Here is a 16,213-nt window from a genome sequence, read left to right as displayed (position 1 = left end):
AGTGGCGCTCCCGCGGGTCCTCGTCGTCACAACCGGCGGCACGATCGCCGGCGCGCGGCGAGCCTCAGGCACCGTCGAGCCGGCCCTCGGGCCTGCGGATCTGCTCGCGCGCATCCCCGCGGCCGCCTACGCGCGGTGCGACGTCGACCCGTGGCTGGCGATCCCGAGCAACGCGATGCGCTTCACCGACATGCTCGGCCTCGCCCGCCGGGTTAAAGCCGCGCTCTCGGATCCGGATCTCGCGGGCGTCGTCATCACGCACGGGACCGCCACCCTCGAGCAGACCGCCTATTTCGTCGACGTGACGCTCGGCGAGGACCGGCCGATCGTATTCACCGGCGCGATGCGCAACCCGACGCTGCCGAGCGAGGACGGGGCCCTCAATCTGCTGAACGCGATTCAAGTCGCCGCGTGCGACCGCTCCCGAGGCCTCGGCGTGTTGGTCGTCATGAACGGGGCGATTCACTGCGCGCGGGACGTAACGAAGACGCACTCCGCGAACGCCGCGGCGTTTCAGTCCCCGGAGTTCGGTCCGCTCGGCGCCGTCGACGAGGACTACGTCTTCTACGCGCGGCGGCCGTTCTCGCGGATCCGGGCGGTGATGCCCCCGGCCCTGACTGCCCGCGTGGAGCGCATCCCCTCCGCCGCGGACTCAAGCGACATGCTGCTGCGCGCGGCCGTCGACGGGGAGGCCGACGGCGTGGTCGTCGAGTCCGGCCGGCTGAGCGCGGCGCAGGTGGCCCTGCTGACCCGGGCGATGGGCCGAGGTACGACGGTGGTCGTAGCCAACCCCTACGGCGCCGGTCGGCTCCACCGCGACACATATAGGCACGAAGGCGCGGAAGCGCACCTCCTGTCGCTCGGCATGATCTTCACGGGCACGTCGGGACTCAAGGCGCGAGTGAAACTCACGGCGCTGCTCAGCGCCGGCCTCCCGCGGGAAGAGATTCGCGCCCTATTTCACGCGGAGTGGCAGTAGCGCAGCCGTTCAGGCGGTCGCCGACTTCCGGCCCCGGAAGAAGGCGTGCAGGTGGTCGACGACGTACGCGACGTCGTCCTCGGTCATCTGCGGATACAGCGGCAGCGTCATGATCTCGCGGGCGAGCCGCTCGCTCACCGGAAGCGCCCCCTCGCGCAGGCCCAGTTGCTCACGGTAGGGCGTGTCCAGGTGAATCGGCGTCGGATAGTGCACCTGCGTGCGGATGCCGTGCTCGTCGAGATACCGCCGCAGCGCCGGCCGCTCGCGCTCGCGCACGCGGACCTCGAACCGGACGTACGAGTGGTGGGCCCACGGCCGCTCGCCCGGCAGGTCGATCGGCAGGTCCCGCGCCGCGATCATCTGCCGGTAGACGCCGGCCCGGCGGCGGCGCTGCTCGATCCACGCCGGAAGCCGGCGCAGCTGCACCCGCGCGATGGCGGAGAGAATCTCCGACTGCCGGTAGTTGAATCCGACCTCGTCGTGGGCGGTCGTGACCGTTTCGTCGTCACGGCCGCGGTGGAACTGCTCCCCGCGCGCGTGATTCGCGAGATTGAAGACGCGGCGCACCCGCACCTCGTCGAACGACCCGACGGCTCCGCCCTCGCCGCCGCACGTCATCGCCTTGTTCTGAACGAAACTGTAGCAGCCCATCTCGCCGAACGTTCCGACCGAACGGTCCTTGTAGCGCGCGCCGATAGCCTGGCACGCGTCCTCGATGACGAGCAGATCGTGCTTCCGGGCCAGGATGAGAATCGGATCGAGGTCCGCCGGATGCCCCGCCGTGTGCACCGGCATGATGGCACGGGTGCGCGGCGTGATCGCCGCCGCGGCCGAGGCCGGATCCATATTGTAGATGTCCGCCTCGACGTCGACCGGCACCGGCCGGGCGCCGACGAGAGACACGCAGTGAGCCACGCTGACGAACGTGTTGGACGGGATGATGACCTCGTCGCCCGGGCCGACGCCCTGGGCGAGCCACGCGAGGTGCATCGCGGCGGTGCCGTTGGCGACGTTGGCGACGTGCGGACGCGGCCCGCCGGGCGCCGCGAGGAACGCGCCGAACTCTTCTTCCAGGGCCTTGCCCTCTGATGCCTCGTACGGAGACGTCCGGATGTAGTGGCCGGAATCCAGCACCCGGCACGCGGCATCTTTCATTTCCTGGTCGACGACGGGCCGGAACGCGACGATCCGAGTGGTCATGCGACCCTCCCGCGGTGCGCGATCGTGGACGGCCCCAAGAGGGTTCAGGTGCCTCGCACCGAAGTCCTGCGTACTTTGAAACACCGTTTCGCGCACGACACGCTCCAACCTCGGTTTCAACATATCAGTTCCAGAACCCGCCCAACGGTGGACAGCGGCAAGGACGGTGCCTGAGGTGACCAGCACGCCGTGGTACTGCATTCGCACGGAGTCCCGGCGCCTGCCGTCGTACGACATCCGGGTCGAACGCGAGATCCTCGAGGCCAAAGGCGTCCGGCTCGAGTCGATTGACATGGACGACCCCGCGGCGTTCGACCGAGTGGCCCCGAGGATCGACGCCGTTCTGCACTCCCGAGGCGTCCTGGACGCCGCGCGGATCGCGCGGCTCACCCGCTGCCGGATCATCGCGCACTACGGCACGGGTGTAGACCGGGTCGACGTCGCCGCCGCCACGGAACGCGGCATTTGGGTCACCAACGGACCGCGGTATGCCGTGGACGAGGTATCGTCGCACGCGATCGCCCTGCTGCTTGCGGCCGCCCGGAAGATCGTCGCCGCGGACCGGGCAGTCCGCGGCGGGGCCTGGCACATCAAGCCGATCGTGCCGCTCCACCGTATCGCGGGGCGGACTCTCGGCCTCCTCGGATTCGGCAACATCGCCCGGGCCACCGGACGCAAAGGGAAGGCGCTCGGCCTCAACGTCATTGCCTACGATCCGTACCTGAGCGAGTCGGTGTTCCGCGAGGAAGGCGTCCGCCCGGTGGATTTCCGCACGTGCCTCGCCGAGGCCGACTTGGTATCGATTCACCTGCCGCTCACCGACGAAACACGGGGCGTCGTCTCGAGGGAAGCGCTCGGATGGATGAAGCCGGGTGCTCTCCTCGTCAATACCTCCCGCGGCCCGGTCGTGGACGAGCCGGCGCTCATCGACGCGCTGCGCTCCGGGCGCCTGGCCGGAGCCGGGCTCGACGTGTTCGCGGCGGAACCGCTGCCGACGGATCATCCGCTGCTGGCGCTGCCCAACGTGACCGTGTCCGGGCACATCGGGTTCTATTCCGAAGAATCGATCCAGCAGATGCAGCGCGACGCGGCCGAGCAGGTCGTCGAGGCGATGGAAGGCCGGCCCCCCGCGTTTCTCGTGAACCGGCAGGTGCTCGAGCGGCCGGCCCGCTGAGGACCGCTACCGCGGAGGAGGAACGATCGTGGCTAAAGCGATGAAGGACCGCGTGTTGTGCGTCAGCGCGCACGCCGCCGATTTCTGCGTGCGGGCGGGAGGAACGCTGGCCCGGTACGCCGCGTCGGGCGCCGACGTCCGCGTCGTCGTCGTCAGCCCCGGCGCGCGCGGCGAGTCCAACGAGTTCTGGAAGGCACGCCAGGGCAAAACGACGGAGGACGAGGTCGCCGAGGTTCGCCGCGCGGAGGCGCGCGCGGCCGCCGAGATCTTGGGCGTCGAACTGGTCTTCTACGACTACCGCGACCAGCCGCTCACCTTCGACTACGAGCGGCTGATGCGGCTTGTTCGCGAGATCCGGACGTTTCGACCGCGGGTCATCATCACACACCCGGCCAAGGAACCCTACAATCCCGACCACACGACGGCATATGCGGCGACGATGGAAGCGGCGTACTACACCGGACTCGCCGGCGTCGAGCCGGACCTCCCGGTCCTGTCACCGACCCAGATCTTCGCGTGCGAGCCGACCCAGCCGCTCACGGAGATGACCGGGTTCGTCCCCGACCACTTCATCGACATCACGGACGTGATGGATGTGAAGATGCGCGCCACCGCGGAGTTCCGGGCGCAGCCGTACCACGTGGAGCGCTACCGCACGCGGTCGCAGCAGCGCGGCACGCAGGCGGCGTACATCGCGGGCGACCCCGGCATCAAGTTCGCCGAGGCGTTCCAGCGCCTCACGCCGTGGCAGGGACGGCTCTTCCCCTAGCCCGCGGCTAGCGCATCGTCACGGTCTCGAGCCGCTCGTTCCCGTCCGGCTGGGGCACCAGCCCGTCGACCCGCCGGCTCATCAGAATCGGGACGCCCGCGTGGGCGATCGGAATCAGCGGAATGTCCTGCGCGATCAAATTCTGGGCCTGCGCGTAGAGCCTCCCCCGCTCGGCCGGGTTGCCGAGGGACCGTGCCTGGGCGATGAGCGCGAACACCTTCGGGTTGTCGTACGAATGAATCGCGCTGTCGTCGTGGCCGCTGAAATAGAAGCTGAACCAGTCGTCCGGATCGCCCGTATCCCCGATCCACCCGTACATCCACAGCGGCAATTTTGTCAGGCGGTCCTTCCGATACGCGGCCCAATCCTCCGTCACCAAGTGGACGCGGATCCCGACTCTCCCGAAATCGTTCGCGATCGCCGTCGCAATCGACCTGGCGTCGGGGAAATACGGCCGGCTGACCGGCAGGTACCAGAAGTCCAGCGCGACGCCGTTGGCGTATCCGGCGTCGGCGAGCAGCTTTCGCGCGACGTCCGGGCTGTACGGATACACCGGCACGTTTCGTGAACGGCCCCACATCACCGGCGGCATGATCTGGTCCGCCACCTCGCCGAACTTGCCGTACAATGCGTGCACGATCGCCGTCTTGTTGATCGCACGGGCCATCGCCTCCCGTACGCGGCGGTCCCGCAGCAGCGGATCACGCAGGTCGAACTGGAGCCACCCGGTGCCAAACGCGGGCCGCGGCCCGACCCGTAGCGCCGGATCCGATTCCGCGGCCTGCACGCTGTCGGGATCCGGCAACTCCATCGCCTGAATCTCGCCGGCCTTCAGGGCGAGATAGCGCGCCGAGTTGTCCTTGATGATCCGATAGACGACGCGGGAAAGCCGGGGCAGGCCGGCGCGGAAGTACCGGGGGTTGGCCTGCAGCGTGATGTGGTCGGCCCGCGACCAGTCCACGAAACTGTACGGTCCGGTGCCGACCGGATGCGTCCCCGCCCCGTCCGCGCCGAACTGCCTCAGTGAGGCGGGGCTGGCGAAGTCGAACGCCGGGATCGCGAGATTGTTGAGCAGCGGTCCGAGCGGCGTCTTCAGGACGAACTGCAGCGTGTACGGCCCGGTGACCCGGACCTCATCCACGCCCTTCGCCATGAAGTCGTTCCAATAGGCGAAGTCGACGCCCTGGCCGTGATACGGATTGTGCGGGTCGGCCCAGCGGTCGACATTGAACTTGGCCGCCTCGGCGTTCCAGGGCGTGCCGTCGTGGAACATCACGCCCTGCCTCAGGGCGAACGTCCACGTCCGGCCGTCCGGCGAGACCGTCCAGGAGGTTGCGAGGTCGGGCTCGAGGGCGGTACCGCCCGCCTTCATTCGGACCAGGGTGTTGAAGATCTGCGTAACGACCGGACCGGCCTCCCCGTTGTACGTGGCCGGATAGTCGAGGCTGTTCGGATCCCCACCGAGCCCCCATACGAGCGCCGGACTCTCGGCGGTCCAGGCGGGCCGGACGCCCGGCGTCAGCAGGACACCCACGCCGAGCAAAGCCGCGATCAGGGCAAACACCCGGCGCGTCGCGCCGGTCGGAGCCGCTGAGATCATTCCGTTCATTCCCCCTATGCGGCGGCGCGGGCCGCCGGTGGTCAGTCGCGGTAAAATTGGGAGATGCGAGCGACCACGTACTCGGCGTCGGCGTCGTCAAGCCACGGGTGAATGGGCAGGGTGAGGATCTCTCCGGCGAGGCGTGACGCGACGGGATAGACCGCCGGGCTGGTCGGATAGTGCTCACGATAATACCGCATGTCCGGAAGCGGCTGCGGATAGTGAATCAACGCCTCGACGCCGGTCTCGACGAGAAAGTCGCGCAACCCATCGCGCCGGGGGGCGCGAACCACGTAGTGCAGGAACGCGTGCTTGGTCCACGGGTGCACGACCGGCGCATGAACGGGCACGCCGGCCTCGGCCAGAAGACGCGTGTACAACGCCGCGACCTCGCGCCGGCGCGCGTTCCACTCCTCGAGATGCCGGAGGCCGATCCGTCCAATCGCGCACGGGATCTCGTCCAATTGCAGATTTAGCCCCGGCCTGGCCGAGTCGCGATCGAGCGGCGACATACCCGACATCGGAGAATCGGCGAAGGCGATCTGCCGGTAGAACGACGGCGTAACTGAGAGGCGCCCCCATCCGTGCCGTGAAACTCTGGCCGCCTCCTCGTAGAGCCGCGCCGAATTCGTGGCGACGGCGCCGCCGGTCGCGCACATCGAGATGTTCTTGCTCCCGAGGCTGAAGACCGCGGCGTCCCCGAACGCCCCGAGTTTCTTGCCCTTGTATTCCGCGCCGAGGCCGTGGGCGCAGATTTCAATGACGCGCAGCCCCCGGGCGCGAACAATTTCGAGAATCGGGTCCAAGTCGACCGCGTGGCCGTACATGTGCGTGACGATGAGGGCCTTCGTGCGAGACGACAGCCGCGCGCGCAGCGTCTCGGCCGTCATGTTGGCCGTCGCCTCGTCGACGTCGCAAAACACCGGGACCGCGCCGAGGAACGCCGGCACTTCCGCGCTCGACACATAGACGTTGGCCGGGACGATCACCTCGTCCCCGGGTCCGATTCCGAGCGCGATCGCCGCGGCGAGAAGCGCGGATGTGCCGGAGTTCACCGTGAGCACGTGCCGTACGCCGAGGTAGGCTGCGAGCTCCTGCTCGAACCGGTACGCCTGCTCGCCACCGTAGTACACACCGCGATCGAGCTGCGCCAACACGGCCTTCCGGATTTCGTCCGTGATTTCGATGCGCTTCGACTGGACCTTCCGGGGCCGCAGCTTGGCGGATCGGTCGCGCGCAGTCATCCTTCCGTGTCCGCGTCAGGCCGCGGCGCGGTCTGCCTTGAAGAACGCGATCACGGCGTCGGCGACGCGGGCGAGCATCTCGTCGGTCATGTGCGGGCCGACCGGCAGGGAGAGGTTCTCGCGGCACAGCCGTTCCGCCACGGGGAACTGCCCCTCGCGCGTGCCGTACCGCGCCTGCACCGGCTCGAGGAGATGCAGCGGCAGCGGATAGTGCACACCGACCCCGATCTCGCGCGCCCGCAGAAACTCCACCATCGCGTCGCGCTTTGGGGTCCAGATCGCGTAGTGCAGATACGACGGGTTGGCCCAGGGCCGCGACGGAGGGAGCCGCACCGGCAGCGCCGCGTCGGTGAACCGTGTTGTGTAGTAGGCGGCCGCCCGGCGGCGGTGCTCGGTGAACCGCGCGAGCAGGGGAAGCTGGAGGCGCCCGAGCGCGCAGGCCATCTCGGAGAGGTGCATGTTGTAGCCGATCCAGCGCTGGTCGTACCACGTCGCGTCGGTGCGCCTGATGAAGCTGATCTTCTCGTCGCGCAGACGGCCCTGATCGCGCAGGCTGGAAATGCCTTCGGCGAGACGGCGGTCGTTGGTGACGACCGCGCCGCCCGTGCTGAACACCGTGATCATCTTGCCGGAGAAGCTGAAAAACCCCGCGTCGCCGAGGCCGCCCGCCTGGCGGCCCTTGTACTCGGCGCCGAGCGCGTGGGCCGCGTCTTCGAGCACGAACACTTCGCGCGCGCGGGCCGCCGCGACGATCGGGTCCATATCGCACGGAAAACCGTACATATGGAGCGGCACGATCGCGCGGGTTTTCGCCGTGATCGCGGCGGCCGCCGCGTCCGGACAGATGTTGCCGGTGCCGGCCTCAGCCTCGACGAACACGGGCGCGGCGCCGAGCTTCACGACCGCGGCGAGGACGCCGATGTAGGCATTCGCCGCCATGACAACCTCATCGCCGGGGCCGACGCCGCGCGCATCGAGCGCGAGCATTGTGACGGACGTGCCGGAGTTGGCGCTGACGCCGTAGCGCATCCCGCACCGCTCCGCGAGCTCCACCTCGAAGCGCTCGGTCTCGGGCCCGCCGAACGTCGTCCCGCTCTCGAGCACCTCGAGCGCTTTGCGCCGCATCTCGTCCGTGACGACCGGCGCGCGATAGGGAATCTTCATGCCCGCCCCCCTCCACCGTGTTCCGTCCGGCGCCGCGCGTCGGCGCGGCCGTGGTAGAACTCTGCGACCCCCGCCACGACGTACCGGATCTCGGCTTCGCCCACGGCCGGATGGCACGGCAGCGACAGAATCTCCCGGCAGGCCCGCTCCGTTTCGGGGAACTGGCCCTCGCGGTACGGCAGGCGGCCGGCAAACGCCGCGTGCCGGTGCACCGGCACGGGATAGTGCACCGAGGTCGTGACGCCCCGTCCTCGGAGGTATTCCATCAGCGCGTCCCGGGCGTCGAGCCGCACGACGTAGTGCAGGAACGTGTGCTCGGCGTACGGCAGCTCGACCGGCAGTCCGAGCGGGACGCCGGCGTCGCCGAGGCGCACCGTATAGTGCTCCGCGTTGCGCCGGCGCTGCGCGTTCCACGCCGGCAGGTGGTCCAGCTGGCACGACGCGACCGCGGCAACCATCTCCGTCAAGCGGAAGTTGTAGCCGAGGACGTGCGTCTCGTAGCCGGCGCGCCGGCCATGGTACCGGCGGTCGACCAGGTCCTGCGCCATCCGCTCGTCTGCCGCCGTCGCGGCGCCGCCGACCCCGCACGCGGAGATCCCTTTGTTGCTGAACGCGAACACGCCGACGTCGCCGAGCCCGCCGGTGGGCCGTCCCTTGTACCGGCCGCCGAGCGCGTGCGCCGCGTCTTCGAGGATGCGAATCCCGCGCGGCTCGGCGAGGCGCCGCAGCGGATCCATGTCGACGGCGTGGCCGTAGCTGTGCTGCACCGCGATCGCGCGCGTCCGCGGCGAGAGCGCCGCCTCCACCTGCTCCACCGAGATGTTGTATGTCCGCGGGTCGATGTCGACCAGGACCGGTGCGGCGCCGAGCTGCAGCGCGGCCTCGGGGACGCCGGCGTAGATGTTCGCGGGCATGACGACCTCGTCGCCGGCGCCCACTCCGCAGGCGTGCAGGCCGAGAAGCAGGCAGGCGCTGCCCGACGAGGCCGCGACGGCGCGCTTCGTCCCGCTCAGCGCGGCCAGCTTCGCTTCCAGCGCGTCGGTGTACGGCCCGAAGTAGTGAATCCGCCGGCGCAGCACGTCGGCGACCGCGCGCTGCATCTCGTCGGTCACCGGGTACGGGAACTTGTACGGGATCTCCATCGCGGCGCGCGCCTCAGACGCCATGGGGCTCTCCCGGTACCGCCGGCGGCAGGAACCCATGGCTCACCTCGGGATCGTCGACGGCCTCGGCGGGCACGCGGGCCAGTCCCGCGCGGTTCGCCTCGACGATCTTCGCGATCATCGCAAGATCGTCACCGTCCACCGCGATGCCGAGGCGCCCGAGCTCCTCGCGAATGCGTTCGGTTGAACCGCTCATGCCGCCGCCTCCGGAAGCGCCGGGTGCCGGCTGTGCCACGGCGTCGACTGCTCGTACGCGTGGGCGATGCGGAACAGAGTCGCCTCGTCGAAGTACCGGCCGGCAAGCTGCATCCCGACCGGCAGCCCCGCCGCGGTGAAGCCGCAGGGCAGCGACAGCGCGGGATGCCCGGACAGATTGAAGTGGCGCGTCCCCCAACTCGTGTCGGGCGGCTCCCCGGCCCGCTGCACCTCGACGGTGAACGCGGGGTGCGGCACCGTCGGCGTGACGATTGCGTCTACGCGGTCGAGCGCCCGCGCCACCTGGCGCGTCCAGGCCCCGCGAATCCGCAGCGCCGCCTCGTACTCGCCGCTCGTGTAGCAGGCGCCCGACGCGATGCGCCGGCGGGTGCGCGCGCCGTAGTCCGCGGCGCGCTCGCGCAGCTGCGCGGCGTGCAGCCCGTAGGCTTCGGCCATGATCAGAATGCCGCCGGGTCCGGCGAGGTGGCCGGCGAGCGGAAGATCGACCGGCTCGAGGCGGGCCCCCGCGCTCTCGAGGTGCCGCAGCGCCGCGCGCACGGCCGCGTCGACCTCGGGATCGAGCCCGTCGTAGAAATGCTGCTTCGGGACGCCGAGCACCATGCCGCGCAGGCCGGCATCCAGCCCGTCGGTGAAGTCCGGCACCGGGGCCCGCGCGCTGGTGGGGTCCAGCGGATCGTGGCCCGCCATCGCGCCGAGCAGCAGCGCGCAGTCGGCGACCGTCCGCGCCATCGGACCCACGTTGTCCATACTCCAGCTCAGCGGAATCAGCCCGTACCGGCTGACGCGCCCGTAGGTCGGCTTGAGGCCCACGATGCCGCAGAAGCTCGAGGGCACCCGGATCGATCCGCCGGTGTCGGAGCCGGTGGCCGCGGGGGCCATGCCGGCGGCGAGCGCGCTCGCGGACCCCGCGCTCGAGCCGCCGGTGTAACGGCCCGGATCCCAAGGGTTGCGCGCGATGCCGAAAACGTCCATCGTCCCGCACGCGTACTCGGTCGTGTTCGTCTTGCCGAGGATGATCATGCCCGCCTCCGCGAGACGGCGAACGTGCGTCGCATCTCGGTCCGGCACGTGCTCGAGCAGGCAGCGGGAGTGCGCGGTCGTGCGGACGCCCTTCGTCAGGCTGATGTCTTTGTGCGCGATCGGCAGACCGTGCAGCCGCGTGCGGCGGCCGCGCCCGCCGGCCATCTCCTGCTCGGCGCGCCTGGCCTGCACCGTCGCCGCCTCGGCGCAGACCGTCAGGTAGCTCACGAACCGGCCGTTGTACCGCTCGATCCGCGCGAGCGCCTCGGCCACGATCTCGACGGGCGACACCTCCCGGGAGTCCAAGAGACGGCCGAGTTCGGTGAGCGAGCGGTACGCGAGACCGGGCGCCACGGGGCCCTACCGCGCGGCGGCGGCCGCGCCGGCCGCCTCGTCCAAGCGCCCGCCGTAGAACTCGGCCACCTGATCGAGCACGTAGTCCACCCCGTCGCCGCCCATTTCCGGGTGCGACGGGAGCGTGGCGATGTGCGACGTGATTCGATCCGCCACCGGCCGCGGCCCGGGGTCCTCGCCGGTACGCGCGATGTACACCGGCTCGCGGTACACGGGATGCTTGTAGTGAATGCCGGCCTCGACGCCGCGCGTGCGGAGAAACGCGATGAGATCGTCGCGCCGCGGCACGCGGATCACGTAGTGGAACCACGCGTGCGACGCCCACGGCAACTCGACGGGGACCGCCGCGCCGAGGCCGCGCGCGGTGAGGCCGCCGGTGTACCGGCGAGCGTTCTCGCGGCGCACGGCGTTGTGCCGGTCGAGCCGCGACAGCGACACGCGGCCCACCGCGGCGAGCGACTCGCCGAGCGTATGGTTGAAGCCAACCAGGCTGATCCGGCTCCGGTACGCGTGGCCGCGTTCCCAACCGTGGCGCCGCAGCAGCGCGATGCGGCGCGTCCACTCCGGGTCGGCGGTAAAGGCCATGCCGCCCTGTCCCGCGACGGTAATCCCCTTGCGCGCGAAGCTCGTGAAACTCGCGTGTCCGATCGAGCCGAGCGGACGCCCCTTGTACCGCCCGCCGAAAGCGTGCGCGAGATCCTCGATCACGAACAGGCCTCTGCGGCGCGCCAGATCCATGAGCGGATCCATGTCCACGGGATGCCCGTAGAGGTGGACGGCCACGATCGCCTTCGTGCGCGGCGTCAGCACCGGTTCGACGGTCCGCGCGTCCAGGTTCGCGGTCTCGTCGAGCACGTCGCAGTAGACCGGCTTGGCCCCGGCCTGGATCGCGCATTCCGCGCCGCACACGTAGCCGTTCGCGGCGCAGACGACCTCGTCGCCGGGACCAATCCCCATCGCCAGCATCGTGAGGTACAGGGCCGTTGTTCCCGACGAAACGCCGACGCCGCGCGCGACGCCGAGGTAAGCCGCGGCCTCGCGCTCGAACGCCTCGACCTCGGGGCCGTCGTAGTACACCGGGCCCGGCGTGGGACGCAGCATGGCGTCCCGCATCTCGGCGTCGAACGGCGTCCAGAGACACCGGTACTTCACGGGAAGCGGCCCGCCGCCGGCCGGGTCGCGGCTACTCACGGTAGAACTGCCGGATGGCCTCCGCGACGTATCCGATGTCGTTGGCGTCGAGCGTCTGATAGCACGGCAACGTCAGGATCGTCTGCGCGAGCCGCTCCGTGACCGGAAACGTCCCCTCGGGCGCTCCGCAGTGGCGCTGGTAGGCGTGGTCGAGGTGAATCGGCGTGCCGTACTCCACCATGACGTGGATGCCGCGGGCCTCGAGATACGCGCGCAGCTCGTCGCGCCGCGGCGTCTGCGCCACGAACCGCATCATCGCATGCTCGGCGTACGGCTTGGCGGCCGGCAGCGTCAGGTCGTGGCGGAATCGGCTCAGCAGCGTCCCGTACAGTGCCGCGTTCTCGCGCCGGCGGGCGTTCCAGCCGTCGAGGTACTTGAGCTGGATCCGGCCAATCGCCGAGTGAAGCTCGTTCTGCCGGTAGTTGAAACCCACCAACTCGATCTGCTGGGCGCGGTAGATATGGTAGGCCTTGTGCCCCTCGAACCACCGCCGTCCGCGGCCGTGGTTGCACAACATCATCGCCGTCTCCCAGACCTTGGGGTCCGAGGTGACCATCATGCCGCCTTCGCCGCCGACGGAGATGCACTTGTTCTGCACGAACGAGAAGCAGCCGGCGTCGCCGAACGTCCCGAGATAGCGGCCCTTGTACTTGGCGCCGGCGGCGTGGCAGACGTCCTCCATCACCTTCAGACCGCGCTTCCGCGCGATCGCCATCAGCGGGTCCATATCGACCGCGTGGCCGTTCATGTGCACCGGCATGATGGCCTTCGTCCGCGGCGTGATCGCGGCCTCGACCTGCCCGACGTTCATGTTGTAGGTGTCGGGCTCGACGTCGACCAGGACCGGCTTCGCGCCGCAGAGGATGATGACGTCCGCGACAGAGGAGAACGTGTTCGGAACCGTGATGACCTCGTCGCCGGGCCCGACGCCGAGCGCCAGCAGCGCGATGTGCATCGCCGCGGTGCCGCTCGACATGTTGACGGCGTGGGGCGCGCCGATGTAGGCGCAGAACTCGTCCTCGAAGCGCTTGCCCTCGGAGTCCTCCAGCGGGAAACTGCGGATGTACTTGCCGCTGCGCAGCACGCGGGTCGCGGCGTCGATCATTTCGTCGGTCATGACCGGCTTGTAGCGGATCTCTCGGACGGGTGCCTCGCGCGCCATGGTCTCCCCTCCAGGAAAACGAGCAAGGAGATCGTTCGAGGAAAAGAGAAACAACCCCTCTACTATCTTCCGTATTCATCCCGAAAAACGAAATGGCGTTTTGATAATACGGTCACCATCTGTTAAGGGGGACGGGACAACGATGGCTCGTGGGTACCGAAGGTCTGACAGGTCTGATGGGAAGGGCGATCTCTCGCGGCGCGACCTCCTCCGCCTTGCCGGTGCCGGTGCCGGCTTTTCGTTCCTCGGCCTGCTCGAGGCGGCGCGCCCCGCCTTGGGCGCGGCCGCGTCGTCAACGCTCACCGTGGGCGGGGCCGGGTTCGACATCAAGACTCTGGACCCCGGTCGGGAGTTGGAGAACGGCGCCAACAACATCGACCACGCGACGTACGACTCGCTGGTGACGTTCGAGGGCGAGGATCTGAAGACGCCTAAGCCCTCGCTCGCCACCGCCTGGACCGTCTCGCAGGACGGCAAGACGTATACCTTCAAGCTGCGGCCGAACGTCAAGTTTGCGAGCGGCAACCCTCTGACCTCCGCGGACTTCAAGTGGTCGATCGACCGCGTGCGGTACCTCAAGGGCAACGCCGCGTTTCTGCTCGAGGGCCTGGACGAAGTGCAGACGCCCGATCCCCTCACGGTCGTCATCCGGATGACCGAGCCGCACCCGGCGATCCTGCCGATCCTCTCCAGCCCGGTGCTGAGCGCGATCGACAGCAAGCTCGTGGCGGCCAACGGCGGCGACGCGAGCCCGGACGCCAAGACCAAGGACCAAGCCGAGGCCTATTTGAACGCGCACTCCGCGGGCACCGGCGCGTTCACCCTGGACCACTACATCCCGAAGCAGGAGATCGTGCTCGTCAAGAACCCCAACCACTGGCGCGGTGCGCCGAAGATCGACCGTGTCGTCCTCCGCAACGTCGCCGAGCCGTCGGCGCAGGAGTTGATGATCAAGAAGGGCGACCTTGACGTGGCGACCGGTATCGGCGCCGACCAGGTCCGCAGCCTCGCCGGCGTTCCCGGCGTCACCGTGAAGACCAGCCTGGCCTCGACGCTCGTGTACGTGATGATGAACCAAAACCCGCAGGTCGGCGGGCCGTTCGCGCACCCGAAGGTCGTCGAGGCGGTCCGGTCCGCCATCGACTACAAGGGAATGCTGACCCTCGCGGGTAAGGGCGCGCTCCGCCAGGCCGGCATCATCCCGAACAACTTCCCGGGCGCGCTGCCCGCCGCCGAGGCGGCGCGGACCGACCGCGAGCACGCGAAGCGCCTGCTGAAGGAAGCCAACCTCGGCGAGATTTCCGGGACGCTTACGTTCGCGGGCGACCTCGTCTTCTACGGCATCCAGGCGAACCTGATCGCGCAGAAGGTACAGGAAGACCTCGCCACGGTCGGCATCAAGATCAACCTCAACGGCCTCCCGTACAGCGTCGCGATCCAGCAGTACCGCGACGGCAAGAACCAGCTCGGCATCTGGCAGTGGGCGGCCGACTATCCCGACGTGAGCGACTACCTCGTGTTCGTGCCGGGCCGCACGGTGGCCAAGCGTACAGGATGGATGCCGGAGGCCAGCCCGGTGGCGGCGCAGATCGCGCAGTTGGCCAAGACGACGGAAACCGAGATCGACACGGCGAAGCGAGTGGGGCTGTACGAGCGGCTCAACCGGATGATTGCCTCGTACGGTCCGTGGGCGCCGCTGTTCCAGCCGGTCACGCCGTACGCGTTCCGGTCCAACGTGCGCGGCGTTACCTTCGCGAGCGCCTGGATGGTCGACTACTACACGGTCAGCAAGACGTAGAGAAAGGCGGCGCGGGCCGGACGACGCCGGCGACGGTGGCGCATCCCGCCACCTAGTCCCGCGAGTGGGGCGACGGTGGCGCATCCCGCCACCCGGTCCCGCCCGCGCGGGACGAACGCGGCGCCGTCCGGCATTTTATGACGCTCTTCCGCTACATCGTCCGGCGGGTACTGCTGCTGGTCCCGATGCTGGTCGGGATCACGCTGCTGAGTTTCCTGTTGTCCCACGCCGTCCCGGCCGATCCGGTGGCGGCCAATCTCGGCGACCAGGCCGCCGCGGACCCGACGATCGTCGCCGCGTTTCGCCATCGCTGGGGGCTCGACCAGCCGCTCTACAAGCAGTACCTGATCTATCTCTGGAACCTCGTCCACGGCAACATGGGCGTCTCGATCTCCACGCGCCAGCCGGTGCTGCTCGACCTGCGGCAGCACCTACCGGCGACGATCGAGATCGCCGTCGCCGCGATGCTGCTGAGCCTCGTCGCCGGGATCCCGCTCGGGATGCTGGCCGCGGTCAACCGCGAACGGCCCATCGATCAAGCCGCCCGCGTCACCTCGCTCGTGGGCGTCTCCACGCCGGTGTTTTGGCTCGGCCTCGTCGCGATCGTCGTCTTCTACGCGCACCTCGGCTGGGCGCCGGCGCCGGGACGGCTCAGTCCGGTGATTACGCCACCGCCCTTCGTCACCGGATTCGTGCTCATCGACGCGATCCTCAGCCATCGCTGGGACGCGGCGGCCGACTGGCTGCAGCACCTCGTCCTGCCGGCCGTCGTGCTCTCGTCCTACAGCCTCGGCATCGTCACCCGGATGATGCGCGGCAGCATGCTGGAAGTGCTCGGCGAAGAGTACGTCCGCACCGCCCGGGCGAAGGGCGTCACCCGCTGGGCCGTCATCGTCCGGCACGCGGCACGCAACGCGCTGATCCCGATCATCACGATCGTCGGCCTCAGCTTCGGCGGGCTCTTGTCCGGCGCCGTCGTCACCGAAACGGTGTTCAGCTGGCCGGGCCTCGGCCTCTACGCGTTTAGCAGCGCCACGTCGCTCGACTTCCCGGCGATCATGGGCAGCGGCATCGTCGTGGCCGCGGTGTACGTCATGGTCAATCTGGTCGTCGACGTGGCCTACGCGTTCTTCGACCCGCGCATCCGGGTCGCGTGAGCGTGGACGCCGCGGTCACCAC

At 69.3% G+C, this 16,213-nt stretch carries 14 protein-coding genes; 5 read left to right on the top strand and 9 right to left on the bottom strand.

Annotation, left to right across the window (positions count from 1 at the left end):
- The first annotated feature begins 1 nt into the window (after position 1).
- On the top strand, positions 2-979 hold the full coding sequence (locus VFL28_15935) for an asparaginase (protein HET7266154.1): 978 nt from the start codon (positions 2-4) through the stop codon (positions 977-979).
- A gap of 9 nt (positions 980-988) precedes the next feature.
- Here the strand turns inward: VFL28_15935 and VFL28_15930 are convergent, their stop codons facing one another.
- On the bottom strand, positions 989-2,179 hold the full coding sequence (locus tag VFL28_15930; protein ID HET7266153.1) for a DegT/DnrJ/EryC1/StrS family aminotransferase: 1,191 nt from the start codon (positions 2,177-2,179) through the stop codon (positions 989-991).
- Between the two features lie 175 nt (positions 2,180-2,354).
- Here VFL28_15930 and VFL28_15925 point away from each other — a divergent pair, with 175 nt between their 5' ends.
- Positions 2,355-3,353, top strand: coding sequence for a C-terminal binding protein (locus tag VFL28_15925; protein HET7266152.1), 999 nt, complete (start codon positions 2,355-2,357; stop codon positions 3,351-3,353).
- Positions 3,354-3,381: 28 nt separating this feature from the next.
- Positions 3,382-4,122 (top strand): PIG-L deacetylase family protein, encoded by a 741-nt coding sequence (locus VFL28_15920; protein ID HET7266151.1) that lies wholly within the window; start codon positions 3,382-3,384, stop codon positions 4,120-4,122.
- Positions 4,123-4,129: 7 nt separating this feature from the next.
- On the opposite strand, the gene VFL28_15915 is transcribed toward VFL28_15920, so the two are convergent.
- The 8 genes from VFL28_15915 to VFL28_15880 are packed head-to-tail and all read right to left on the bottom strand — an operon-like array spanning position 4,130 to position 13,236.
- Positions 4,130-5,722, bottom strand: coding sequence for an ABC transporter substrate-binding protein (locus tag VFL28_15915; protein HET7266150.1), 1,593 nt, complete (start codon positions 5,720-5,722; stop codon positions 4,130-4,132).
- A gap of 41 nt (positions 5,723-5,763) precedes the next feature.
- Positions 5,764-6,966 (bottom strand): DegT/DnrJ/EryC1/StrS family aminotransferase, encoded by a 1,203-nt coding sequence (locus VFL28_15910; protein HET7266149.1) that lies wholly within the window; start codon positions 6,964-6,966, stop codon positions 5,764-5,766.
- 15 nt (positions 6,967-6,981) lie between these two features.
- A complete protein-coding gene (locus tag VFL28_15905) occupies positions 6,982-8,130 on the bottom strand; it encodes a DegT/DnrJ/EryC1/StrS aminotransferase family protein (GenBank protein HET7266148.1) in 1,149 nt (382 codons plus the stop codon).
- Complete coding sequence (locus VFL28_15900) at positions 8,127-9,296, bottom strand: DegT/DnrJ/EryC1/StrS family aminotransferase (protein HET7266147.1); 1,170 nt, start codon at positions 9,294-9,296, stop codon at positions 8,127-8,129. The genes VFL28_15905 and VFL28_15900 overlap by 4 nt, the downstream gene beginning before the upstream one ends.
- The gene (locus VFL28_15895; protein ID HET7266146.1) at positions 9,286-9,489 is read right to left on the bottom strand and encodes a hypothetical protein; all 204 of its coding nucleotides are present in this window, start codon (positions 9,487-9,489) and stop codon (positions 9,286-9,288) included. Before VFL28_15895 ends, VFL28_15900 begins: the two co-directional genes overlap by 11 nt.
- Positions 9,486-10,883, bottom strand: coding sequence for an amidase (locus VFL28_15890; GenBank protein HET7266145.1), 1,398 nt, complete (start codon positions 10,881-10,883; stop codon positions 9,486-9,488). Before VFL28_15890 ends, VFL28_15895 begins: the two co-directional genes overlap by 4 nt.
- A 6-nt stretch (positions 10,884-10,889) precedes the next feature.
- Complete coding sequence (locus VFL28_15885) at positions 10,890-12,074, bottom strand: DegT/DnrJ/EryC1/StrS family aminotransferase (protein HET7266144.1); 1,185 nt, start codon at positions 12,072-12,074, stop codon at positions 10,890-10,892.
- Positions 12,067-13,236, bottom strand: a complete 1,170-nt coding sequence (locus VFL28_15880; GenBank protein HET7266143.1) for a DegT/DnrJ/EryC1/StrS family aminotransferase — start codon at positions 13,234-13,236, stop codon at positions 12,067-12,069. The genes VFL28_15885 and VFL28_15880 overlap by 8 nt, the downstream gene beginning before the upstream one ends.
- A 142-nt stretch (positions 13,237-13,378) precedes the next feature.
- On the opposite strand from VFL28_15880, the gene VFL28_15875 reads away from it, so the two are divergent.
- Together VFL28_15875 and VFL28_15870 are read left to right on the top strand one after the other, a co-directional pair.
- The gene (locus tag VFL28_15875) at positions 13,379-15,034 is read left to right on the top strand and encodes an ABC transporter substrate-binding protein (GenBank protein ID HET7266142.1); all 1,656 of its coding nucleotides are present in this window, start codon (positions 13,379-13,381) and stop codon (positions 15,032-15,034) included.
- A 137-nt stretch (positions 15,035-15,171) separates the two neighbouring features.
- Entirely contained in the window at positions 15,172-16,191 is a 1,020-nt protein-coding gene (locus tag VFL28_15870; GenBank protein ID HET7266141.1) for an ABC transporter permease, read from the top strand.
- Positions 16,192-16,213 lie beyond the last annotated feature (22 nt).

Source organism: bacterium, from assembly GCA_035691305.1.
Lineage (GTDB): Bacteria > Sysuimicrobiota > Sysuimicrobiia > Sysuimicrobiales > Segetimicrobiaceae > DASSJF01.
Note: the sequence above shows the minus strand (reverse complement) of the source record. Positions and strands in the feature narration are given on the sequence as shown.

Excerpts from the sequence above, each read along its gene's own strand:
- VFL28_15895 (HET7266146.1), bottom strand. The coding sequence starts at position 9,489 with ATGAGCGGTTCAACCGAACGCATTCGCGAGGAGCTCGGGCGCCTCGGC.
- VFL28_15910 (HET7266149.1), bottom strand. The coding sequence starts at position 6,966 with ATGACTGCGCGCGACCGATCCGCCAAGCTGCGGCCCCGGAAGGTCCAG.
- VFL28_15880 (HET7266143.1), bottom strand. The coding sequence starts at position 13,236 with ATGGCGCGCGAGGCACCCGTCCGAGAGATCCGCTACAAGCCGGTCATG.
- VFL28_15870 (HET7266141.1), top strand. The coding sequence starts at position 15,172 with ATGACGCTCTTCCGCTACATCGTCCGGCGGGTACTGCTGCTGGTCCCG.
- VFL28_15930 (HET7266153.1), bottom strand. The coding sequence starts at position 2,179 with ATGACCACTCGGATCGTCGCGTTCCGGCCCGTCGTCGACCAGGAAATG.
- VFL28_15915 (HET7266150.1), bottom strand. The coding sequence starts at position 5,722 with ATGATCTCAGCGGCTCCGACCGGCGCGACGCGCCGGGTGTTTGCCCTG.
- VFL28_15875 (HET7266142.1), top strand. The coding sequence starts at position 13,379 with ATGGCTCGTGGGTACCGAAGGTCTGACAGGTCTGATGGGAAGGGCGAT.
- VFL28_15905 (HET7266148.1), bottom strand. The coding sequence starts at position 8,130 with ATGAAGATTCCCTATCGCGCGCCGGTCGTCACGGACGAGATGCGGCGC.
- VFL28_15900 (HET7266147.1), bottom strand. The coding sequence starts at position 9,296 with ATGGCGTCTGAGGCGCGCGCCGCGATGGAGATCCCGTACAAGTTCCCG.